Source organism: Cryobacterium adonitolivorans (genome assembly GCF_004402695.1).
In the GTDB taxonomy this organism is placed as follows: Bacteria; Actinomycetota; Actinomycetes; order Actinomycetales; family Microbacteriaceae; genus Cryobacterium; species Cryobacterium adonitolivorans.
In genome coordinates this window covers 1-22659 of record NZ_SOFL01000045.1, presented here as the reverse complement: position 1 = coordinate 22659, position 22659 = coordinate 1, and the positions used below count along the sequence as shown (strand labels likewise).

Genomic DNA, 22659 nt, shown 5'->3' with positions numbered 1-22659 from the left:
TCACTGGCGCTTGTTCGTACAGGGTGGGCTTAGCGGGCGAAGAGACCGCGGTAGTACTCGTAGACCCAGCCGACGAGGCTGATCACGCCGATGCCGACGGCGATGAACGAGATCCAGAAGCCAACGGCCAGTCCCAGGAATAACAGTGCCGCGCTGGCCGCGAGCATGATCGGCCACCAGCTCCACGGGCTGAAGAAGCCGAGCTCGGGGTCGCCGTCGTCGATGTTCGCGTCGAGCAGGTCTTCGGGCAGCTCGCCGCCCTGCGCCTTGTAGACACGGGACAGATAAAAGGCGATGAACGCCACGAGCAGGGCGCAGAGGGAGATCGCGAACGCTCCGACCCACTCGATGCGGCCTTGGTTCGGGTCGACGAGGCCCCACACGACGTACGCGACTGCTACCAGCGCGAGGAATCCCGTCAGGATCCAGTAGAGGTTGACATTGGCTTTCATCTACTTAACCGTTTCCGATCCTGCGTCATAGGTGGGGGCATCCGGGGCGTCCTTGGCGGGACCGATGCCGACGGGCATGCCGACCTCCGGGTGGTTCAGGTCGAACGCGGGACGTTCGGAGCGGATGCGCGGGATCGACGTGAAGTTGTGCCGCGGCGGCGGGCAGGACGTCGCCCACTCCAGGGAGGCGCCGTAGCCCCACGGGTCGTTGACCGTGACCCTGGGAGCCGTGCGGGCCGTGATGTACACGTTCAGGAAGAACGGGATCATCGAGACGGCGAGGATCATCGATCCGACGGTGGACAGCTGGTTCATCCAGGTGAATCCGTCATCGGGCAGGTAGGACGCGTAGCGGCGCGGCATGCCCACCACACCGAGCCAGTGCTGCACGAGGAAGGTCGTGTGGAAGCCGATGAACAGCAGCCAGAAGTGCCACCTGCCCAGGCGTTCGTTGAGCATCTTGCCGGTCCACTTGGGCCACCAGAAGTAGAACCCGCTGAACATGGCGAAGACGACGGTGCCGAACACCACGTAGTGGAAGTGGGCGACCACGAAGTAGGTGTCTGACACGTGGAAGTCCAGCGGCGGCGAGGCCAGGATGACCCCGGTCAGGCCACCGAAGGTGAACGTGATGAGGAAGCCGATGGCCCAGAGCATGGGCGTCTCGAAGGTCAGCGAACCGCGCCACATGGTGCCGATCCAGTTGAAGATCTTCACGCCCGTCGGAACGGCGATGAGCATGGTCATCAGCGAGAAGAACGGCAACAGGACCGAACCGGTCACGTACATGTGGTGCGCCCACACCGTCACGGACAGCGCCGCGATCGAGATGGTCGCGTAGATCAGGGTCTTGTAGCCGAAGATCGGCTTCCGGCTGAACACCGGGAACACCTCGGAGACGATGCCGAAGAACGGCAGGGCGATGATGTACACCTCGGGGTGGCCGAAGAACCAGAACAGGTGCTGCCAGAGGATGGCGCCACCGTTGGCCGGGTCGTAAATGTGCGAGAGGAAGATCCGGTCGCTGGCAGCGGCGAGCATGGCCGCGGCGAGGACCGGGAACGCCATCAGGATCAGCAGCGAGGTGACGAGGGTGTTCCAGGTGAAGATCGGCATCCGGAACATGGTCATGCCGGGGGCCCGCATGGTGATGATGGTGGTGATGAAGTTCACGCCACCGAGGATCGTGCCGAAGCCGGAGAGGCCCAGGCCCACCATCCAGAGATTGCCGCCGATGCCCGGCGAGAACGTGGTGCTCGCCAGCGGTTGATAGGCGAACCAACCGAACGATGCCGCTCCCTGCGGGGTGAGGAAGCCGCCCACGGCGATCAGGCTGCCGAAGAAGAACAGCCAGAAGGAGAACGCGTTCAGTCGCGGGAAGGCGACGTCGGGTGCACCGATCTGCAGCGGCATCAGGGCGTTCGCGAAGCCGAAGAACAGTGGCGTGGCGAACATGAGCAGCATGATGGTGCCGTGCATCGTGAAGAGCTGGTTGTACTGCTCCTTGGTCTGCACGATCTGCAGCCCCGGTTCGAAGAGCTGGGCGCGCATCACGAGCGCCATCACGCCGCCGAGGCAGAAGTAGATGAACGAGGTGATCAGGTACATGTAGCCGATGACCTTGTGGTCGGTGGAGGTGATCCACCGAACGACGATGTTGCCCTTGCGGTCAACACCGGTCGGCCGTGCCGCCGAGGGGGCGGCCGGGGCGCCGGCGGGAGCTGTTGTCGTGCTCATGGTCTAGTTGCCTTCCTCAGCCGTCGGGGCGTCGGTGCCTGGTTGGTTCGAGTTGCGGTCGTATTCGTTGGAGACCTGGCCGTCGTTGCCGGCAGCACGCAGTGAGTCGACGTAGGCCTCGTAGTCCGCCTCGGAGACGACTTCCACATTGAAGAGCATCAGCGAGTGGTACTCGCCGCACAGTTCGGCGCATTTGCCGGCGTAGGTGCCGACGCGTTCAGGGACGACCGACATGTAGTTGGTCTTTCCCGGGATCATGTCCTTCTTGTACAGGAAGTCGATGACCCAGAAGGAGTGGATGACGTCGCGCGCTTCGAGGGCGATCTCGATTTTCTTGCCGACCGGCAGCACGAGCGTGGGAATCTCGGACTCGACCAGCGCGCCCCTCTCGCCGTCGAGGTCAGGCTGACCCTGGATGCCCTGGGTGAAGACGTCGTCGGTGACGTAGTTGAAGTCCCACGCCCACTGCTTGCCGATGACTTCGATCTGCAGGTCGGGTTCCTCGAACCGTGCCTCGATGGCGTTCTGGTCCCGCGCGGTGAACGCGAAGAAGCCCAGCACCAGGATCAGGGGGACGATCGTGTAGAAAATCTCGATCGGCATGTTGTAGCGCAGCTGCACCGGAAGGCCGGTCTGGCCCTTGCGTCGACGGTAGACGACGACGGACCAGATGGTGAGGCCCCAGGTGATCAGGCCGACGATCAGCAGCACGATCCACGAGGTGGTCCACAGACCGGACACCCGCTCGGTGTTGTTGGTTACCGGGGACTCGCCCTCCTCGAAGCCGGGCAGGTACCCGTTGAGTTGAGCCTGGGTGCATCCGGCGAGGACTATGGCTAACGTTGCTGCGACCGGAATGACGGCCCATCGGAGACGGCGGTTTTTGAGCACCGGTGACCTTTCGGAAAGACGTGAAGGCACTACACAGGAAGTGCATTTATCATCTTTAGCTTACTCCGCGCCGGTCGCGCCCGAGTGCACGAGCGACGGGCCCGTCGCAATTCTCGACCCCGATGGGGGCACGACAACAGGGTCGAAGGGCCCGTTCCGGGCGATTTTGTCGGGGATGAGGCGTCGGCGGCAGGACTCCACACCGACATGCAGGAAGGAGACCGCCCGATGGGCGGTCTCCTTCCTGCACGGTCGATTCGCTAGTTGAAGGAGTCTCCACAGGCGCAGCTGCCGCCGGCGTTGGGGTTGTCGATTGTGAAGCCCTGCTTCTGGATGGTGTCCTCGAAGTCGATGGAGGCGCCCTCGAGATACGGGACGCTCATTTTGTCGACGACGACCTCGACACCGTCGTAGTCCATGACGGCGTCACCCTCGAGGGTGCGTTCGTCGAAGTACAGCTGGTAGATCAGGCCGGAGCAGCCGCCGGGCTGCACGGCGACGCGCAACCGCAGGTCTTCGCGGCCTTCCTGGGTGAGCAGACTGCGCACCTTTGCGGCGGCGACGTCGGTCAGGCCGACGCCGTGGGCAGTGGTGCTGGTTTCGATCGTGTCGGTCATGCTGCTCCTCGGTATTATCCGGTTTCGCGTCGGTGAGCATCCCACGCGCATGGGGTCCGCCGGCGAATCTGCTCCTAGTGTAACCGCCAGGCCCGTGTGCGGGCTGGATCGCGCGGACGCTTTCCCGGTGTCAGTGGCCGGTGCGGTCGTTCAGGCGGCCCAGGAGGAACGCCTCGCTGAGCACTGCCCGCTTGAAGACACCCAGGTGTAGCGACTCGTTAGGGCTGTGCGCCCGGGAATCCGGGTCCTCCACCCCGGTCACCAGGATCTGCGCGTCCGGGAATTCCCGGACCAGGTCCGCGATGAACGGGATCGAGCCGCCCACACCGATGTCGACGGGTTCGACGCCCCAGCCCGCGGTCATGGCCAGTCGTGTTTCGGCCACGGCCCACCCGCTGGTGTCGACCAGGAACGGTTCGCCGGTGTCGAGGTCGTCGATGGTGAGGTGGGCGCCGAACGGCGCGTTCCTGCGCAGGTGCGCCTCGATCGCGGTGGCAGCCTCCCTGGCGGACTGGCCGGGGGCGATGCGCACGCTGATCTGGACGCTGACCGCGGGGGTCAGGGTGTTGGATGCATTGGCGACGGTGGGTGCGTCGATGCCCGTCACCGTCAGCGCGGGCTGGGACCAGATGCGGCTGAGAATGGGTCCGTGGCCGATCGGAGCCACCCCGTCAAGCAGGCCGGTCTCCTCGCGCAGCGCGGATTCGTCGTACGGCGGGGTCGGCGCGTCGTGGCTGGTGAGACCATCGATCGCGACGGATCCGTCTGCGGCGTACAGGGTCCCCAACAGCTTGACGGTCGCCATCATCGCGTCCGGCACGGCGCCGCCGAACATTCCGGAGTGCGACGCATGCGCCAAAGTGCTGACGGTGAGGCGGAAAGTGACGTTGCCCCGTAGCCCGATGGTGATGGCCGGGGTGTTGACGTCCCAGTTGTTCGAGTCTGCGACGACGATCGCGTCGGCACGGAGCGCATCCCGGTTCTCGGTGAGGAAGGTGGCAAACGAGCGGCTGCCGAACTCCTCCTCGCCCTCGATGAAGAGGGCCAGGCCGAGGTCGAGGTCCCCGCCGGTTGCCGCGAGCAGCGCCCGCAACGCGGCGACGTGCGCCATCACGCCGGCCTTGTCGTCGGCGGCACCGCGGCCGTACAGGCGGTCCCCGCGCAGTGTCGGCTCGAAGGGCGGCGAGTCCCACGCGTCGTCGAGACCGGGAGGCTGCACGTCATGGTGGGCGTAGAGGAGAACGGTGGGGCGGCCGTTCCTGGCCGCCCGGGTGGCGAGGATGGCGGGCTGCCCGAGTTCGTCGGTACCGGGAATGCCGGCCTGGGTGACCGCGACGGTGTCGAAGATGCCGATTCCCCGCACCAGCTCGGCGACGGCGTCGGCGCTGGCGCGCACGTGCTCGCGGTCGAACGCCGCCCAGGACACCGAGGGGATCCGCACGAGGGCGCAGAGGTCGGCGACGGTTCGCGGAAGCTCTCGTTCGACGGCGTTCCGCAGCGCCGATTCGAGGGTTCTTGGTGCGTCTTGCTGGGTGGTTCCTGCTGCTGTGTCCGCGGTATCCGTCATGCGAGTAATCTTAAGGCAACCTAAGTGCAAGGAACTGATGTGGCTAAGCAACCTGTAAATCCCGGCGCAGAGCCGTCGATCGAGTCCGCCGACGAGACGAAGGCCCGCCTGGCCGGTCCGTCTGCGCGCAAGGGCCAGCCGACCCCGAGCCGTCGGGTCCAGGAGGCCGCGAACAAACGGCCGCTGGTTCCGGATGACCGCAAGCTCGCCGCCAAGCAGGCGCGGGCGAAGTCGGCCGAGGCCCGCGAGAAGGCCCGGCTCGGCATGGCCGCCGGCGACGACAAGTACCTCCCGGTGCGTGAGCGCGGACCGCAGAAACGTTTCGCCCGTGACTACATCGACGCACGCTTCAACGTGGGCGAGTTCATGATCCCGGTGATGTTCCTGGTCATCCTGCTCACCTTCTTCCCGGATCCGTCCGTGCAGACCTACGGCATCCTCGCTCTCTGGGCGTTCTTCCTGGTCGCGATCGGGGACTGCATCGTGCTCGGTTTCCGGTTGACCAAGAAGATCGAGGCCAAGTTCGGAGCCGACCGGGCCGAGAAGGTGCGCTGGTACGCTGCAATGCGAGCCCTTCAGCTGCGAGTCATGCGCCTGCCCAAGCCGCAGGTGAAGCGCGGCCAGTACCCGGCCTGATCCACCCGGCGCAGACAAAACCCCTCGGAGCCGGCTCCGAGGGGTTTTGTCTGCGCCGGGTCAACGCCGGAAGGCGCCCAACCTGATGACCGGAACACGCAGTTCCTCATCGGTCAGCGAGCCGTGCTGGCCGACCATGCTGCGCGCGGACTGGTTGGGTTCCCGGGAGTCGTAGTAGGCGATCAGCTTGCGGGCGGCCACGATGACGTCGCCGATGCGTGCCACGGCGTCGGCGCGCACCGCGCCGAACAGTCCCGCGGCCACCGCCTCGCTCCTGGTGAAGATCCAGGCGCGCTCCCCCTCGACCCCACGCCAGGCCTCGGCCAGCGCATCGGCGTCAACGCCCGGCTCGGTGTAGAGCTGCAGGCAGCGCGGGTCACCGCCGATATGGCGTACCCCGGCGACGAGGGCCGGCACGGTGTCGAAGAGCACCTGCTTGGCAGCGGGAACATCGACGACACCGTGGTCTGCCGTGAGGATCATGCCCTCGTCCTGGCGCAGGGTGCCGGCGAACCGGGCCGTTTCGGCATCGAGGCTTTCCAGCTGCGCCAGCCACTTGGCGGATTCCCAGCCGTGGGCGTGCGCATTGATGTCCAGTTCGGGCACGTACAGGTAGATCAGAGCCGTGGGCTCGGCGTCGAAGATCGCGCGCGACGCGGCGAAGCGCGCGCCGATGGACTCGGCCGGTACGTAGCCGGCACCGCGCAGCACGGCCCGGCTGAAGCCGGAATCCGTGAACCGTTTGGGGCCGACGGCGAAGCTGGGGATCCCGGTCTCCGCGGCGGTGTCGAAGACCGTCGGCTGGTTCTGCCAGCTGTGCGGCTCCATCCGCTCGTCCCAGCCAGTGAGCTGGTTGACGACCCTGTCGTTGGCCGCGTCGAGGACCTTGTAGCCGACCAGCCCGTGGGTGCCGGGCGCCACCCCGGTGGTCAGGGAGGCGATGCCCGCGGCGGTCGTGGCGGGGAAGACCCCGTCGACGACGTCGGTCCTGGCCAGATGAGACGTGAGGAACCTGGCGTGCCCGGCGCGCGCGCGCAGGTTGCTCACGCCGAGCCCGTCGGCGAGGACCACGAGGGCCTTGCCTGCGGGTGGAAGCACGAGCGGGTTCGGCTGGGCCCGGAGCGAGGCCAGCGAACTTGTCAAAACGTCGGCAAGGCGAACGACGCTGAAGGGCCGGACCGGTAGCATAGGGGGCATCTGGCCCAGTCTGACATAGACCCGGCCGCACGTTTCCTCAGCGCAGGTCCGTGCGCATCAGCCCTGGTGCTCCCCGGTTTGCCGGCATGCACCACACAGCAGAATCTACGAATGAGCCGCTCAGACAACACAGTGTCAGCCAACGCGGGGCCCGCCGCATCCACCGAACGCATCGAAGACGTCGATGTGTCGACGGAGATGCAGGGGTCGTTCCTCGAGTACGCGTACTCGGTGATCTACTCGCGCGCCCTCCCCGACGCCAGGGATGGACTCAAGCCGGTGCAGCGCCGCATCCTGTACCAGATGAGCGAGATGGGCCTCAGGCCGGACCGTGGCCACGTGAAGTCGGCGCGGGTCGTCGGCGAGGTGATGGGCAAGCTGCACCCGCACGGCGACACCGCAATCTACGACGCCATGGTACGGATGGCCCAGGCCTTCACCCTGCGGGTGCCGCTCATCGACGGGCACGGCAACTTCGGTTCGCTCGACGACGGACCCGCCGCGCCCAGGTACACCGAGGCGCGCCTGGCGGCACCGGCCCTGGCGATGACCGAGCACCTCGACGAGGACGTCGTCGATTTTGTGCCCAACTACGACAACCAGCTCACCCAGCCCGACGTGCTGCCGGCGGCGTACCCCAACCTGCTCGTCAACGGGGCCAGCGGCATCGCGGTGGGCATGGCCACGAACATGGCTCCGCACAACCTCGTCGAAGTCATCGGCGCCGCCCGGCACCTGCTCGCCCACCCGCGTGCGACCCTCGACGAGCTCATGGAGTTCGTGCCGGGTCCTGACCTGCCCACCGGCGGCACCATCGTGGGCCTGGCCGGCATCAAGGATGCCTACCTGACCGGGCGAGGCAGCTTCAAGACCAGGGCCAAGGTGTCGATCGAGGCCATCACGGCCCGCAAGGCCGGACTCGTCGTCAGCGAGCTCCCCTACCTGGTCGGGCCCGAACGGGTGATCGAGAAGATCAAGGACGGCGTCAACTCCAAGAAGCTCAGCGGCATCTCCGACGTCACCGACCTCACCGACCGCACCAAGGGCCTGCGCCTGGTGATCGGGATTAAGACCGGTTTCAGCCCAGAGGCCGTGCTCGAGCAGCTGTACAGGGTGACTCCGCTGGAGGACTCCTTCAACATCAACGCCGTCGCCCTCGTCAACGGCGGCCCGCAGACGCTGGGCCTGGTCGAACTGCTGCAGGTGTACGTCAATCACCGCGTCGAGGTCGTCACCAGGCGAACGGCGTACCGGCTGGCCCGGCGCCTAGAACGCCTACACCTGGTCGACGGGCTGCTCATCGCGATCCTCGACATCGACGAGGTCATCCAGGTGATTCGCGCCAGCGACGACACCGAGCAGGCTCGCACCCGGCTCATCGACGTGTTCGACCTCAGCCAGCTTCAGGCCGAGTACATCCTCGAGCTGCGGCTGCGCCGGCTCACCCGATTCTCCCGCATCGAACTCGAAACCGAGCGAGACCAGCTGCTCGCCGAGATCAAGGAACTGGAGGCCCTGCTCGCCAGCAAGCAGGCCATCCGCACCCTGGTCTCCGACGAACTCGCCGCCATCTCCGACCGGTTCGGCACCCCGCGGCGCACCCTGCTCACCGAGGCTCGTCCCAGCATCGCCGGCGCATCCGCGCGAAAGACGGCCGTGCTCGAGGTGACCGACTCCCCCACCCGCGTGTACCTGAGTACCACGGGCCGCATCGCCAGGGTGGACCTGCCGCAGCCCGGCGACGACCAGACGGAACGCATCATGCCCGCGCACCGCCGCAGCAAGCACGACGCCGTGCTGTCCGCGCTGGACACGTCCAGTCGCACCGAGATCGGCGCCGTGACCAATCGTGGCCGGCTCATCCGCTTCTCCCCCGTCGACCTGCCCGTGCTGCCACCCACCTCGATCCAGCTGGCCGCTGGTGTGCGCGTGCGCGACTACCTCTCGCTGGGCAGCACCGGCGAGCTGGTGCGTGCTCTCGTGGCCCTGGACAGTGACCGGGCGATCGCGCTCGGCACCCGGCAGGGCATCGTCAAACGGGTCACCCCGAACGACTGGGCGAACAAGCCCGATTTCGAGATCATCGCGCTCAAGGCCGGGGACGAGGTCGTCGGCGCCGTCCAGGGCGCCGAGGACGACGAGCTCGTCTTCGTCGCCTCCGACGCCCAACTGTTGCGCTTCCCGGCATCGACGGTGAGGCCGCAAGGCCGTACGGCCGGCGGGATGGCGGGCATCAAGCTGGGCCAGGACGCCCGGGTGGTGTTCTTCACGAGCCTGGCGGCAGACGCCGCCGAGGATGCCGTGGTGGCGACGATCGCCTCGGGAAGCCAGACCCTGCCCGGAACGGACCCCGGCAGCGCCAAGGTGTCCGCCTTCACCGAATTCCCCGCCAAGGGTCGAGCCACCGGAGGGGTGCGCTCGCACCGCTTCCTCAAGGGCGAAGACGTTCTCGGCGTCGCCTGGGTGGGCGCGGCGCCGGCTCGGGCTTTGGGCGTCGAGGGCACTGCCCGCACGCTCCCCGACACCGGCGCACGACGCGACGCCTCTGGGACCATGCTGGATGCCGTCGTCGGCTCGATCGGTTCGGGAATCGGCTGACGCTGGTTCTCCCGGGCGTTAGGCCTGGGGCTGGGCGTTCGCAGTAAGGTGTGGCATGCCTGAACTTCACGGTTTCACAATCCTCGTTGTCGGTGCCTCGGGCGGGCTGGGCCGGGAGACCGCCCGCCAGCTGTCCGAAGCCGGGGCGACCCTGGTCCTCAGCGCCCGCGACCCTGCTGCCCTGGCCGCCCTCGGACTGCCGGGCACCATCATCGCCTGCGACCTCACCGACCCGGCAGCCGTACGGAGGCTCATCTCCGATGCGGTCGCGGTGACCGGCCACCTGGACGGGATCGTGGTTGCCGCGGGTGTCGTCGCTTTCGGCCCCGCGTCAGACCTCACCGACGACATCATCGCCCGACTGTTTGCCGTGAACACCACCGCCCCGATGCTGCTTCTCCAGGCCGCCCACGGTTCCCTCTCGGCGTCGGCCGCAGCGGGCCGGTCGCCGTTCTTTCTCACCCTCAGCGGGTTGGTCAGTGAGAGCCCGACCGCGAACCTCGCCGCCTATTCGGCGTCGAAGGCCGCACTGGCTGCGTTCGGCACCGCGGCAGGCCGGGAGCTGCGGCGGGTGGGCATCCGGGTCATCGACGCCAGGCCGGGGCACACGGAGACGGCCCTGTCCACGCATCCGATCAGCGGAAGCGCGCCGCCGCTGCCCGTTGGCCTTGACCCCGTCGCCGTGTGCGCCCGAATCGTTCGCGGCATCGTGGACGGCGAGCGGGATCTGCCCAGCACGGCGTTCACGCGCGACCCGGCGAGTCAACCCGCCGCCCGCGCGTAGCTTTGTTCCACCCACAACTGTTGCCGCTGCGGACTTCTGCGTCCGGCACGCCGGGCGCAGAAGTCCGTTCCGGGAACAGTCGGGTCCGGTCAGACGTCGATGCGTTCGCGGCTGAGCTTGTCGGAACTGTCGATGATGAATTCCTTGCGCGGGGCGACGTCGTTGCCCATCAGGAGTTCGAACACCTTGCCCGCCATCTCGGCGTCGGCGACACGGACCCTGCGCAGGGTGCGGTGCGCCCTTTCCATGGTCGTCGTGGCCAACTGGTCGGCATCCATCTCGCCCAGTCCCTTATACCGCTGGATCGGGTCCTGATAGCGCTTCCCGCTCTTCTTGAGCGCGGCGAGCACCCCCTGCAGCTCGGCCTCGGAGTAGGTGTAGATGGTTTCGTTGGGCTTGCTGCCCGGATTCATCACGACGACCCTGTGCAACGGCGGCACGGCGGCGAAGATCCGGCCGGCCTCGATCATGGGGCGCATGTACCTGAAAAACAGGGTGAGCAGCAGGGTGCGGATGTGCGCGCCGTCGACGTCGGCGTCGCTCATGATGATGACCTTGCCATAACGGGCGGCGGACAGGTCGAAGCTGCGGCCGGAACCGGCGCCGATGACCTGGATGATCGACGCGCACTCCAGGTTGGAGAGCATGTCGGAAACCGAGGCCTTCTGCACGTTGAGGATCTTGCCCCGAATCGGCAGCAGCGCCTGGTGCTCGCTGTCCCTGGCCAGCTTCGCGGTGCCCAGCGCCGAGTCGCCCTCGACGATGAAAAGCTCGCTCAGCGCCACGTCATTGCTGCGGCAGTCGACCAGCTTCGCCGGCAACGACGAGCTCTCCAGGGCGTTCTTGCGCCGCTGCGTCTCCTTGTGGGCGCGGGCTGAGATTCGGGACTTCATCTCGGCCACGATCTTGTCGAGCACCACCGCCGACTGGGTCTTGTCGTCACGCTTGGTCGAGGTGAAACGCTCGGTCATGGTCTTGTTGATCACCGCGGCCACGATGGCGCGCACCGCGGGGGTGCCAAGCACCTCCTTGGTCTGGCCCTCGAATTGCGGTTCGGGCAACCGGACGGTGAGCACAGCCGTGAGCCCGGCGAGGATGTCGTCCTTCTCGAGCTTGTCGGAGCCGACCTTGAGCCGCCGGGCGTTCTGCTCGACCTGCGCCCGCAGGAACTTGAGCATGCCCGCGTCGAACCCCGCCTGGTGGGTGCCGCCCTTGGGCGTGGCGATGATGTTGACGAAACTCTTGATCACGGTGTCGTAGCCGGTTCCCCAGCGCAGGGCGATGTCGACCTGGCACTCCCTGACCAGCTCGGTGGGGATCATCGCGCCGGTGTCGGTGAGCACCGGCACCGTTTCGGTGAAGCTGCCGGCGCCGGTCAGCCGCCAGGTGTCGGTGATCGGCGTGTCGACGGCCAGGTGGTCCACGAACTCGGAGATGCCGCCGGCGAAGGTGAACGACTCCGCGACGGGCACGGCGCTCCGCCTGTCATCGATGTTGATGGTCAGGCCCGGAATCAGGAATGCCGTCTGGCGGGCCCGCCCCATCAGGTCCTCGGTCTGGAAGGTGGCGCCCTTGGTGAAGATCTGGCGGTCGGCCCAGTAGCGGATGCGGGTGCCGGTGACGCCCTTGCGCACCTTGCCGACCACGCGCAGCTCGCTCCTCTTCTCGAACGGCGTGAACGGCGCATCCGGGCTCTTCTCACCGGAGTCGGCGAAGACACCCGGTTCGCCGCGGTGGAAAGACATCGCCCAGGTCTTGCCATCCCGGTCGACCTCGACATCGAGGCGTTCCGACAGGGCGTTCACGACCGATGCGCCGACGCCGTGCAGTCCGCCGGACGCCGCATAGGAGCCGCTGCCGAACTTGCCGCCGGCGTGCAGCTTGGTGAACACGACCTCCACACCGCTCAGCCCGGTCTTCGGTTCGATGTCCACCGGGATTCCGCGCGCGGTGTCGCTGACCTCGACGCTTTCGTCGGGATGCAGCACGATGCCGATCGACGACCCGTGTCCGCTGAGCGCCTCGTCGACAGAGTTGTCGATGATCTCCCAGAGGCAGTGCATGAGCCCGCGAGAGTCGGTCGATCCGATGTACATGCCGGGGCGTTTGCGCACCGCGTCCAGGCCTTCGAGGACCGAGAGGTGGCGGGCGGAATAGTCAGAACTCACGATGGTTAAGAATAGCGAACCGGATGCGTCCCGCCCCGATCGACACTCGCGCAGGGCTCCCCTGCGCCGGGGTCACGTTGAAGAATGCTACGCGGTGAGCGAAATGTCACCGAACTGTGGCCCAATCCGCGCCCGCCCGTGTTTACATGGTGAGTAAGGATTCAATTGGTATCACCTGGTATCAGTCTGGAGGAGGAGAATATGTCCCAGATCGCCACCGAAAATGGTGCCGTCGACCAACAGGGCGCCCCCCACCAGCTCACCGCGGCCGACCGCTGCGACGCTTGTGGCGCTCAGGCCTACATTCGTGTAGTCGTGAGCAACAGCGAGTTGCTCTTCTGCGCCCACCACGGACGCAAGCACCAGGAGAAGCTCGCCGCTATTGCCGAAAGCTGGCACGACGAGTCGAGCCGACTCTTCGAGGACCAGAAGTCCTAACCCGTCTGGCACCGCACCCCGCTCGCGCGGGGTGCGGTCCCCCAGGGCGGACCCGGCCCCAGGCCGGGTGAGTCCTCCTACGAGGTGAGGCTGAGCCGCACTGCAACCTGGTTGCGTGCGGCTTTTGCCATGCCGTCGACCGACTCGGTCTGAGCGGACGGGGCCAGGGTCAGTCCCCTGGCGGCCGAGGCCAGCCCGAGCATCCGATCGGCGAGCTGCGGATTGCGGGCGAGAACCGGTCCGTGCAGGTGGGTGCCGATGAAGCTGCCATCGACGGCACCCTCGGTGCCGTCGCCGTTGCCGGTGCCGTAGGCGACCGCGCCGAGCGTGGCCGTGGCGCCGGAGTACCCGCGCAGATGGTTCTCGAAGCCGAGCAGGCGCAACCCGTCGGCGTCGACGACGAGGTCGTCAGCGACGCGGGCGGGCAGGACGCTCGCACGCCCCGGAACGAGGCCGAGACCATCGACCGACGAACCGTCGGCCAGGCCGAGCCCGGCGCTGAGCAGCTCCCAACCGGTGCCGACGGCCAGCACGGGCACTCCCCCGGCCAGCCAGGCACGCAGCGGCTCGGCCAGGGTGCCGAGGGCGTCGCGCGCGGCGGCGAGGTCGGTGTCGGTTCCCGAGCCGATGACGACCAGATCGACGGCATCGGGAAGGTCGGCGATGGTGTGCACGAGCACGATCCGGGCCGGTAGTCCGGCCCAGCGGGCGCGCTGCGCAAGAACCCGGGCGTTCGCAGCGTCACCGTTGGTGTCCAGCAACCGCGGGAACAGGGTCACGATGGTCAGGCCAGCCTGGTGGTCAACAGTCATGACGGGTCCGCTTCGTTGGTTTCCAGGCCCAGGTGCGCCCGGGTGCGCCGCATCGAGTCGGCCGAGAAGATGATCGTCTTGACACCCCTGGCGGGTTCCGGCAGCGCCAGGAAGTCGTCGAGGGCCCGGCCGAGGTCGGGTTCGATGCGGTCGACGAGCACACCGTCGTACGCCAGCTGCAGGCCGATGTCGTAGGACTTCGACCCGGAGGCGATCAGCACGTGGCCGAGGCCGGACGTGTCGGCCGGCCAGAGATAGGACGGGTCGCGCACATCGGAGCCGACGGCGACGAGGATCTGTTCGGTGTCAGGGTCCAGGCTGTCCACATTGAGCTGCAGGCTGGCCGGGTTCTGCACCAGCACGAACTCCACGGTGGTCCCGCGCACCGACACGACCTCGCCGCGGCCGAAGACCGGGGGGATGGTCGAAATCGCGGCGACAGCGACGTCGGCGTCGAACCTGTCGAGCAGGGCCGCCCGCGCGGCGGCGAGTGCGGTGAGCGCATCCACCGCGTAGTGGGTGCCTCTGGCCGGCAACCGCAGCTCGTGCACACGACCGTCGACCAGGACCGTCGCGTCGAGCCCGCTGACGCCGGTCAGGACCATGCCATCGGCGGCGTCGAGCCGGGTCGGCGACGTGAGCGTATAGCCCAGTCCCCGCGGGTTCGCGGCAAGTACCTCGTCGGCGACTCCGTAGCGCGCCACGCTGACGCCGGGGGCGATGCCATCGCCCAGCCTGGCCAGGTAGAGGTCGTCTGCGTTCAGGACCACCGAACCGGTGGCGCGTTGGGCGATCTTGGCCAGCATCGCGGCGACCATGTCGGAGTCGTGGAAGCGGTCGATCTGGTCGACCATCACATTGGTCAGCACGACAACCCGCGGGTCGAGGGAGGCGGAGATCAGGGCGCCATGGCCCTCATCCATTTCCAGCACCGCGATGTCGCCCTCGATGCGGCCGGTCAGGCTGACCCGCTCCAGCAGCGCCGAGGTGAGCCCCTGGCTGATGTTCGCCGTCGACTGGTTGGTGAACACCGACAGGCCGTGGGCGCGCAGAGCGGCAACGAGCATCTTGGTGGTCGTGGACTTGCCCGCCGAACCCGTGACGATGACGAGTCCGCCGGGAAACCCGTTCAGGGTGCGGGGCAGGAATCCGGGCGCGATGGTGTTGACCACCAGGCCCGGGACGGCAGACCCGCCACCGGGCTTGCGCCAGCGCGCAAGGGTGCGCGCGACCCTGCCGAGCAGGATCGCCGGCGCATACCGCACAGGCAACTCTTACTCGAGGTAGTCGCGCAGCGACTGCGACCGGGACGGGTGGCGCAGCTTGGCCATGGTCTTGGACTCGATCTGACGGATCCGCTCGCGCGTGACCCCGAAGGTGTCGCCGATCTGGTCGAGGGTCTTGGGCATGCCGTCACCCAGGCCGAAACGCATCCGGATCACGCCGGCTTCGCGCTCGGAGAGCGAGTCGAGCAGGCTTTCCAGCTGCTTCTGCAGCATGGTGAAGCCCACAGCATCGGCGGGAACCACAGCTTCGGTGTCCTCGATCAGGTCGCCGAACTCGCTGTCGCCGTCCTCGCCGAGGGGGGTGTGCAGGGAGATCGGCTCGCGGCCGTACTTCTGTACCTCGACGACCTTTTCCGGGGTCATGTCGAGCTCGCGGCTCAGTTCCTCCGGCGTGGGTTCGCGGCCGAGGTCCTGCAGCATCTGGCGCTGCACGCGTGCGAGCTTGTTGATGACCTCGACCATGTGCACCGGGATGCGGATGGTGCGGGCCTGGTCGGCCATGGCGCGTGTGATGGCCTGGCGGATCCACCAGGTCGCATAGGTGGAGAACTTGAAGCCCTTGGTGTAGTCGAACTTCTCGACCGCACGGATGAGGCCCAGGTTGCCTTCCTGGATCAGGTCCAGGAACTGCATTCCACGACCGGTGTACCGCTTGGCCAGGGAGACGACCAGACGCAGGTTGGCGCCGAGCAGGTGGCTCTTCGCGCGGGCGCCGTCCTTGGCGACCCACTGCAATTCGCGTCCGAGCGCACTCTTCTTCTCAGCATCGGTCATTTGCGAGAGCTTGTCCTCGGCGAACAGGCCGGCCTCGATGCGCATGGCCAGTTCGACTTCTTCGGCGGCGTTGAGCAGCGCGACCTTGCCGATCTGCTTCAGGTAGTCCTTGACCGGGTCCGCCGTCGCGCCGGTGATGGCGCTCGAGTAGACCGGAACCTCGTCCTCGTCGTCGACGAGGGACAGTACGAGCGCACCGCTGGGCAGCGGCTCGGCAGGGGCGACGCGCTTGGCGGAGCCATCCGTGGTGTCGTCGTCATCGGTGTCGTGGTCTTCACCGGGAGCCGCGGCCTCGTCGTCGCCGGCTTCGGCATCGCCGGCCTTCTTCTTGGTCGCGGGCGCCTTGGCCTTCGTGCTGGCGGCTCGCTTGCGCGGCGCGGCCTTCACGGGGGCGTCGCCGCTCGCGGCGGCGGCCGCGGCCTTGGCGGCACGCGTTGCCGCGGCCTTCTGCGCGGGCGTCTTGGCCGGAGGGGCGGTCGAAGCGTCGTCGGCCGGCTGGGTCTCGGTGGTCTTCAATTCGGGCTCTGTCTTCGTCGGGGTTGCCATTCGAACACCTCTCATGCCGTGGTTCGTGCGCGTGCGGCGCGGCCTCGCTCGTCGGGCACTCGGCGCGGGCCGGGTCCATCTGAGAGCGGGGGTTATGGGCGGTACGTTTTTGGGCCGTACGTTTTTGGGCAGTACTAGGACCCATGTCAAGTCCCCGGGATTGCCGCCGACAAACGATCGGTGCGCCCAGGAACCAGAACGGGTCCTATTGACAATTATTGCACGGATTGTGTATAAACCGAGCCACGCCGGCCTACTCCACGCGCTTGTGTTGCCGCAGTCTCCTGGAAAGTTCAACCCAGAGCGGCGCCACTTCTATTCCCTCATCGCGGGACAGCATCCGACGGGTGCGTTTGCGGGTGCTCACGAGCATGACCACGCCGATGCCGACGATCAGGAACTGCACCGTGAACGCGAGACGGAAGGAGTCAAGCGCATACAGATCGCTGACGCCGGTGTGGGCCTGACGCCAGCTGTCCTGCACGTCCAGGAGCACTCCGATCAGGAACATCATCACAAAACTGGCCAGGAAACCGCCGACGTTGACGACCCCGTTGGCTGAGCCGAGGCTGCGCTGCGGGTTGAAAGTGCGCGCGAAGTCGAAGCCGATCAGCGACCCGGGGCCGCCGCCGCCCAGCACGATCAGCAGGACGACGATCAGCCAGAACGGCGGGCCCACAGGCCACAGGAGCACCAGCGCCCACGCCGCGGCCATGACCGTCACGATACCCAGCACGATATTGCTGCGGCGCAGCGGATGCCGTGCCGTCAGAACGCCCAGGATCGGTCCGCAGATGATCGCGGCCGCGACCGGAATCGTGAGCATCGCCGCGGCCAAGCTCGACTCGTACCCGAGACCGTAGACCATGAACGGGAAACCCCACAGGAGGGTGAAGACCGTCCCGGAGGACTGGGTGACGAAGTGGGACCAGAAGCCCAGCTGGGTCCCGGGCCGGCTGAAGCTGTGCCGCAGCTGGGTCAGGGCGCTCCCCCAACTTTTCGGCCGCGGCTGGTCCGGCGCCCCGGCCGGCCGGTCGCGGATGCCTACGACAACCACCACGAAGGCCACGAACGCCACCAGGGTGGCGCCCAGGAACGCCGGCGTCCAGCCGAAGTCGTGCAGGATCCAGGCCAGCGGCACGGCGGAGAGCACCTGGCCCAGCTGGCCGATGTTGCCGAACCACTGCGACAGCTGGGGCACGATGCGCCCGGAGAACCAGGAGGTGATCAGCCTGATCACCGAGATGAAGATCGCGGCGTCGCCCGCGCCCACCAGCATCCGCCCCACCACCGCGAGGGTAATGGACGGTGCGAATGCGAGGGTCAGCTGCCCCGCCACCATCAGGGCGGTGCCGGCGAGCATGAGCACGCGGGGACCGAACCTGTCGATCAGCACGCCGACCGGAATCTGGGCGGCCGCGTAGACGATCAGCTGCACCACCGCCAGGCTGGACAGGACGGCGGCAGAGCCGCCGAATCGCTCGGTTGCCGACACTCCCGCGATGCCGAGCGAGGTGCGCTGCATGACGGCGGACAGGTAGACGAACGACCCGAACGAAAAAATCAACCAGGATCGACGAGAGTTCACTTGTCTCAATCTAGCCGGGCGGGCCGGTGTCCCCGACCATTGCCGGGCGCCGGGTGGGGCATCGGGCTAGGGCTGCTGACCGTCGTCCCGACCACGTCTGGTCGCGAGGAACTTCTCGAGCTCCGCCGCGATCTCGTCTGCCGACGGCAGTTCGCCGTCCTCGTCGGTCAACGGCGACCGCAGGGTGTTGCCCTCCATATAAGCGTCGTATCGCTCTTCAAGGGTGCCGACGAGCTTGGCGAGTTCGGGGTTCTCGCCCACCTGCTCGTCGATCCGGCCGATGAACTCGCGGTTCTTCTCCCGCAGCCGATCGGTGGGGAAAATCAGCCCGGTGGATGCGCTCGTGCTTTCCAGGGCCGACAACGCGGCGGACGGATATTCGGTGTCAGCAAGGTAGTGCGGGATCAGCAGGACGTAGCCGATGGTCCAGGCGCCGATCTCCTGCAGCCTGAATTCCACGAGATGCAGGGCGTTGGCGGCCACCTGGGTGTGCGGCCGCCACACCGACATGCTCTCAATGAGGTCGGTGCGGTTTCCGCTGACCGTCACACCGATGGGTCGGGTGTGCGGGACCGGCATCGGGATGGCGTGCACCCACGTCGTGGACGACACCGTGAACCGGCCCACGAGCTCGAGCACCGCGGCCGTGAACTGCTCCCACCTGAAGTCCGGTTCGAAGCCGGCCAGGAGCAGGAACGGCTGGCCGATCTCGTCGCGAGCCAGGTACAGGCGAAGCCGCGGCGGTTGGTAGTCGGTCAGATGGTCCTGATCGAAGTAGATGATCGGTCGCCGCGCCCGGTAGTCGAGCAGCAGATCCGCGTCGAACTCGGCGATGACCTCATGCTCGAGGGTCGCGAGCAGGTATTCCGTGAATTGGGAGACCGCGCCGCCGGCGTCCGCGAACCCGGTCAGGCCCGCGACGAGATGCAGTCCTTCAGGAACGCCTGCGGCGTCCGCAGTGAGCGTATAGATTTCATCGGGATCGCGCATCCATTAACTTTAGGCGGAGGTTTCGCCCGGTGTCGGAGAATCGCTCCTCACGCCGTGATGCCCAGAGCGAACACTGCGCCCCGTACCATCGAGGCATGACCGTTTCCCGCGTTACCGTGTCCGCACTGCCCTCGATCGAATCCACCGCCGACGTGCTCGTTGTCGGCGCCGTGCAGGGAAAGGACGGGCCGACCCTCTTCGCCGACCCCGGCTTCGAGGAGATCGCCTTGCAGTTCGCCGCCGTAGCCGTAACGGGGATGAAAGATCAGGTGGTTCGTCTCGCGGCCGTCGTCGGTGCCGCGCGCAGCATCGCCGTTGTCGGGCTCGGCCCTGTGGTCTCGCCGGAGTCGCTGCGCTACGCGGCCGGCTCTGCGGTGCGCCAGCTCACCGGCTCCGCCACGGTGGCGTTCGCCCTGCCCTTGGCCGACGCGGACCAGGCCGCCGCGGTGCTCGAGGGCGCTGCGCTGGGCGGGTACTCCTTCACGACGTACCGCAAGGCGTCCCTGGCCGCGACCAAGCTTCCGGCCGCCGACATCACTGTGCACACGGATCAGGCCGATGAGGACGCATCCGAGCGTGCCGGGATCGTGGCCGAGGCTGTGAGCCTGGTGAAAGACCTCGTCAACATGCCGCCGCTCGACCTGTATCCGGAGTCCCTGGCCGACCTCGCAGCGGCAGCCGCCGAGGGCCTCCCGGTGACGCTGACCGTGTGGGACGAAGAGCAGCTCGTCGCCGACGGCTTCGGCGGCATCGCCGGTGTCGGCCAGGGTTCGACCCGGCCTCCGCGGCTGGTCAAGGTCAGCTACGACCCGATCCAGGCGACCACGCACCTCGCCCTGGTGGGCAAGGGGATCACCTTCGACACCGGCGGATTGTCGCTGAAGCCGCCGGCGTCGATGGTGGGCATGAAGTACGACATGACCGGCGCCGCCACCGTGCTGGCCGTCACCCTGGCCGCGGCACGCCTGCGCCTGCCCGTCCGGCTCACGGCGTGGCTGTGCATCGCCGAGAACATGCCGTCCGGATCCGCCATCCGCCCCAACGACGTGCTGACCATGCGCGGCGGGCGCACCGTCGAAGTGCTCAACACCGACGCGGAAGGCCGGCTGGTCCTCGCGGACGGTCTCGTCGCCGCGGGCGAGGAGAAGCCCGACGCGATCATCGACGTCGCGACGCTGACCGGCGCCGCGATCGTGGCCCTCGGCACCCGATACTCCGCGGTGCTGGGCGACGACGACCTCGTCGGCCAGGTTCTGGCCGCGAGCAAGGCCGAGGGCGAACTGGCCTGGCCGATGCCGATGCCCGAGGAGCTGCGCGCCCTGCTCAACTCCGACGTCGCGGACATTGCCAATGCCAAGATCGGCAACACCGGCGGTGGGATGCTCCTGGCCGCGGTCTTCCTGAATGAGTTCATCCCCAAGACCGGCGAGGGCGCCGAAGCCACCCCCATCCCCTGGGCGCACCTGGACATCGCCGGCAGCGCGCAGCTAGTCGGCGGCGGCCTCGGCTTCACCGCCCCCGGCCCGACCGGAGTGACGGTCCGGACCCTGTTGCGACTGGCCGAGGACTTTTCGCGCAAGTAGTAAGGTCTTATAGGCAGGAAAATCCTTGCCGTTCAACGCCTGACCGCGCACAACAGGTGCGTCGGACGGGCCGTGAAAGTGTATGTGATGCACGAGGGAGTATCTGGGTGTCTGAACAGAATTTTGACCTTGTAGTTCTCGGTGGCGGCAGCGGCGGTTACGCAGCCGCTTTGCGTGCCGTTCAGCTGGGCCTGACCGTCGGCCTGATCGAGAAGGACAAGCTCGGTGGCACCTGCCTGCACGTCGGTTGTATCCCGACGAAGGCACTGCTGCACTCGGCCGAGGTTGCCGACGTGAGCCGCGAGTCGGCCAAGTACGGTGTGAACACCTCCTTCGAAGGCATCGACATCGACGCGGTCACCAAGTTCCGGGAGGGCATCGTCGCGAGCAAATTCCGTGGCCTCCAGGGCCTGATCAAGGCCCGCGGCATCACCGTCATCGCGGGAGAGGGCAAGCTCATCTCCCCCACGACCGTTCAGGTCGGCGAGGACACCATCGTCGGCAAGAACGTCGTGCTGGCCACGGGTTCGTACTCCCGGTCGCTGCCCGGCCTGGCCATCGAAGGTCGCGTCATCACCAGCGAACAAGCCCTCGAGCTCAACTACGTGCCCAAGAAGGTCGCCGTGCTCGGCGGCGGCGTGATCGGCGTCGAGTTCGCCAGCGTCTGGAAGTCCTTCGGCGCCGACGTCACCATCATCGAGGCCCTCCCTCACCTCGCTCCCAACGAAGAGGAGTCTGTGTCCAAGCAGCTCGAGCGGGCGTTCCGCAAGCGCGGCATCGATTTCTCCCTCGGCGTTCGGTTCCAGTCGGTCACGCAGGATGACTCCGGCGTCGTCGTCACCCTCGAGAACGGCACCACGATCGAGGCCGAGCTGCTGCTCGTCGCCGTCGGTCGCGGCCCGTCCACCGCGGGACTCGGCTTCGAAGAGGCCGGCATCACCATGGACCGCGGCTTCGTCATCACCGACGAACGCCTCGCCACCAACATCCCCGGCGTGTACGCCGTCGGCGACATCGTCCCCGGCCTGCAGCTCGCGCACCGCGGTTTCCAGCAGGGCATCTTCGTCGCCGAGGAGATCGCGGGCCTGGCCCCGATCGTCGTCGACGACCTGAACATCCCCAAGGTCACCTACTGCGACCCCGAGATCGCATCGGTCGGCTACACCGAGGCCAAGGCCGTCGCCAAGTTCGGCGCCGACAAGGTCACCAGCTACGAGTACAGCCTCGGCGGCAACGGCAAGAGCTCGATCCTGGGCACCACCGGGTCGATCAAGGTCGTCCGCGAGGCCGACGGCCCCATCATCGGCATCCACATGATCGGCGCCCGCGTGGGCGAGCTGATCGGTGAAGGCCAGCTCATCGTGAACTGGGAGGCCTACCCTGAGGACCTCGCTCCGCTGCTGCACGCGCACCCCACCCAGAACGAAGCACTCGGCGAAGCTTTCCTGGCCCTGGCCGGCAAGCCTTTGCACGCGATGTAGTCCGTTTCGGCACACAGATTCTCACTAACATTGGTCAGACATTAATGGTTTCAAAGGAGACAAACGCATGAGCGAATCCGTCAACCTCCCGGCACTCGGTGAGAGTGTCACAGAGGGTACGGTTACCCGCTGGCTCAAGAACGTGGGAGACCGCGTCGAAGTCGACGAACCGCTGCTCGAAGTATCGACCGACAAGGTCGACACGGAGATCCCATCCCCCGTTGCCGGCATCATCGAAGCCATCCTCGTCCAGGAGGACGAGACCGTCGAGGTCGGCACCCCGCTGGTGACCATCGGAGACGGCTCGGCTGCGGCCGAAGCTCCGGTCGCCGAGGTGCCCGCCGCTGAGGTACCCGCCGCCGAAGCACCCGTCGCCGAGGTCCCCTCGACCGAAGCGCCGGCACCCGCCGAAGCTCCTGCCGCCGTCGCACCGCCGGCCCCGGCCGCCGTGGAGCCGCCGCCCGCCGCATCGCCGCCCGCCGCATCGGCACCCGTCGCTGCTGCGCCCGTCGCT

The 22659-nt window shown here is 67.2% G+C and carries 19 protein-coding genes; 7 read left to right on the top strand and 12 right to left on the bottom strand.

Annotation, left to right across the window (positions count from 1 at the left end; translation table 11 throughout):
• Positions 1 to 29 precede the first annotated feature (29 nt).
• The 5 genes from ctaF to E3O42_RS13810 all read right to left on the bottom strand — a co-directional run bounded on the left by ctaF (position 30) and on the right by E3O42_RS13810 (position 5264).
• Positions 30 to 452 carry an aa3-type cytochrome oxidase subunit IV gene (gene ctaF, locus E3O42_RS13830; RefSeq protein WP_134454502.1) on the bottom strand — a complete coding sequence of 141 codons (423 nt, stop codon included), beginning with the start codon at positions 450 to 452 and terminating at the stop codon, positions 30 to 32.
• Entirely contained in the window at positions 453 to 2189 is a 1737-nt protein-coding gene (gene ctaD / locus E3O42_RS13825; RefSeq protein ID WP_134454501.1) for an aa3-type cytochrome oxidase subunit I, read from the bottom strand. It lies immediately after the preceding gene.
• A 3-nt stretch (positions 2190 to 2192) separates the two neighbouring features.
• Positions 2193 to 3080 (bottom strand): aa3-type cytochrome oxidase subunit II, encoded by an 888-nt coding sequence (gene ctaC / locus E3O42_RS13820; RefSeq protein WP_134454500.1) that lies wholly within the window; start codon positions 3078 to 3080, stop codon positions 2193 to 2195.
• 260 nt (positions 3081 to 3340) lie between these two features.
• The gene (gene erpA, locus E3O42_RS13815) at positions 3341 to 3697 is read right to left on the bottom strand and encodes an iron-sulfur cluster insertion protein ErpA (RefSeq protein WP_134454499.1); all 357 of its coding nucleotides are present in this window, start codon (positions 3695 to 3697) and stop codon (positions 3341 to 3343) included.
• Between the two features lie 130 nt (positions 3698 to 3827).
• Positions 3828 to 5264 (bottom strand): dipeptidase, encoded by a 1437-nt coding sequence (locus tag E3O42_RS13810; RefSeq protein WP_134454498.1) that lies wholly within the window; start codon positions 5262 to 5264, stop codon positions 3828 to 3830.
• A 39-nt stretch (positions 5265 to 5303) separates the two neighbouring features.
• Between E3O42_RS13810 and E3O42_RS13805 the strand changes: the two genes are divergently transcribed.
• Positions 5304 to 5900: a DUF3043 domain-containing protein gene (locus tag E3O42_RS13805; protein WP_134454497.1), complete on the top strand. Its 597-nt coding sequence runs from the start codon at positions 5304 to 5306 to the stop codon at positions 5898 to 5900.
• Between the two features lie 60 nt (positions 5901 to 5960).
• Here the strand turns inward: E3O42_RS13805 and E3O42_RS13800 are convergent, their stop codons facing one another.
• The gene (locus E3O42_RS13800) at positions 5961 to 6998 is read right to left on the bottom strand and encodes an alkaline phosphatase family protein (protein ID WP_241984837.1); all 1038 of its coding nucleotides are present in this window, start codon (positions 6996 to 6998) and stop codon (positions 5961 to 5963) included.
• A 210-nt stretch (positions 6999 to 7208) separates the two neighbouring features.
• On the opposite strand from E3O42_RS13800, the gene E3O42_RS13795 reads away from it, so the two are divergent.
• Complete coding sequence (locus E3O42_RS13795; protein WP_134454495.1) at positions 7209 to 9695, top strand: DNA gyrase/topoisomerase IV subunit A; 2487 nt, start codon at positions 7209 to 7211, stop codon at positions 9693 to 9695.
• 55 nt (positions 9696 to 9750) lie between these two features.
• Positions 9751 to 10479, top strand: coding sequence for an SDR family NAD(P)-dependent oxidoreductase (locus E3O42_RS13790; RefSeq protein WP_134454494.1), 729 nt, complete (start codon positions 9751 to 9753; stop codon positions 10477 to 10479).
• Positions 10480 to 10568: 89 nt separating this feature from the next.
• Here the strand turns inward: E3O42_RS13790 and E3O42_RS13785 are convergent, their stop codons facing one another.
• The gene (locus tag E3O42_RS13785) at positions 10569 to 12650 is read right to left on the bottom strand and encodes a DNA gyrase/topoisomerase IV subunit B (protein ID WP_134454493.1); all 2082 of its coding nucleotides are present in this window, start codon (positions 12648 to 12650) and stop codon (positions 10569 to 10571) included.
• Positions 12651 to 12848: 198 nt separating this feature from the next.
• On the opposite strand from E3O42_RS13785, the gene E3O42_RS13780 reads away from it, so the two are divergent.
• The gene (locus E3O42_RS13780; protein WP_134454492.1) at positions 12849 to 13085 is read left to right on the top strand and encodes a DUF7455 domain-containing protein; all 237 of its coding nucleotides are present in this window, start codon (positions 12849 to 12851) and stop codon (positions 13083 to 13085) included.
• A 77-nt stretch (positions 13086 to 13162) separates the two neighbouring features.
• Here the strand turns inward: E3O42_RS13780 and E3O42_RS13775 are convergent, their stop codons facing one another.
• From E3O42_RS13775 to E3O42_RS13755, 5 genes are all read right to left on the bottom strand, one after another.
• Positions 13163 to 13897 carry a type 1 glutamine amidotransferase gene (locus tag E3O42_RS13775; protein ID WP_134454491.1) on the bottom strand — a complete coding sequence of 245 codons (735 nt, stop codon included), beginning with the start codon at positions 13895 to 13897 and terminating at the stop codon, positions 13163 to 13165.
• Complete coding sequence (locus tag E3O42_RS13770; RefSeq protein ID WP_134454490.1) at positions 13894 to 15162, bottom strand: MurT ligase domain-containing protein; 1269 nt, start codon at positions 15160 to 15162, stop codon at positions 13894 to 13896. The genes E3O42_RS13775 and E3O42_RS13770 overlap by 4 nt, the downstream gene beginning before the upstream one ends.
• A 9-nt stretch (positions 15163 to 15171) precedes the next feature.
• Entirely contained in the window at positions 15172 to 16503 is a 1332-nt protein-coding gene (locus tag E3O42_RS13765) for an RNA polymerase sigma factor (RefSeq protein WP_134454489.1), read from the bottom strand.
• Positions 16504 to 16756: 253 nt separating this feature from the next.
• Positions 16757 to 18091, bottom strand: a complete 1335-nt coding sequence (locus E3O42_RS13760; RefSeq protein WP_134454488.1) for an MFS transporter — start codon at positions 18089 to 18091, stop codon at positions 16757 to 16759.
• A 66-nt stretch (positions 18092 to 18157) separates the two neighbouring features.
• On the bottom strand, positions 18158 to 19081 hold the full coding sequence (locus E3O42_RS13755; protein ID WP_134454487.1) for a proteasome assembly chaperone family protein: 924 nt from the start codon (positions 19079 to 19081) through the stop codon (positions 18158 to 18160).
• Between the two features lie 95 nt (positions 19082 to 19176).
• Between E3O42_RS13755 and E3O42_RS13750 the strand changes: the two genes are divergently transcribed.
• The 3 genes from E3O42_RS13750 to E3O42_RS13740 form a co-directional block, all read left to right on the top strand.
• The gene (locus tag E3O42_RS13750; RefSeq protein WP_134454486.1) at positions 19177 to 20664 is read left to right on the top strand and encodes a leucyl aminopeptidase; all 1488 of its coding nucleotides are present in this window, start codon (positions 19177 to 19179) and stop codon (positions 20662 to 20664) included.
• 107 nt (positions 20665 to 20771) lie between these two features.
• Positions 20772 to 22145, top strand: a complete 1374-nt coding sequence (gene lpdA, locus E3O42_RS13745; RefSeq protein WP_134454485.1) for a dihydrolipoyl dehydrogenase — start codon at positions 20772 to 20774, stop codon at positions 22143 to 22145.
• A 67-nt stretch (positions 22146 to 22212) separates the two neighbouring features.
• Positions 22213 to 22659, top strand: a 447-nt coding sequence (locus tag E3O42_RS13740; RefSeq protein ID WP_338144954.1) for a biotin/lipoyl-containing protein, incomplete at its 3' end; no start/stop codon positions are given.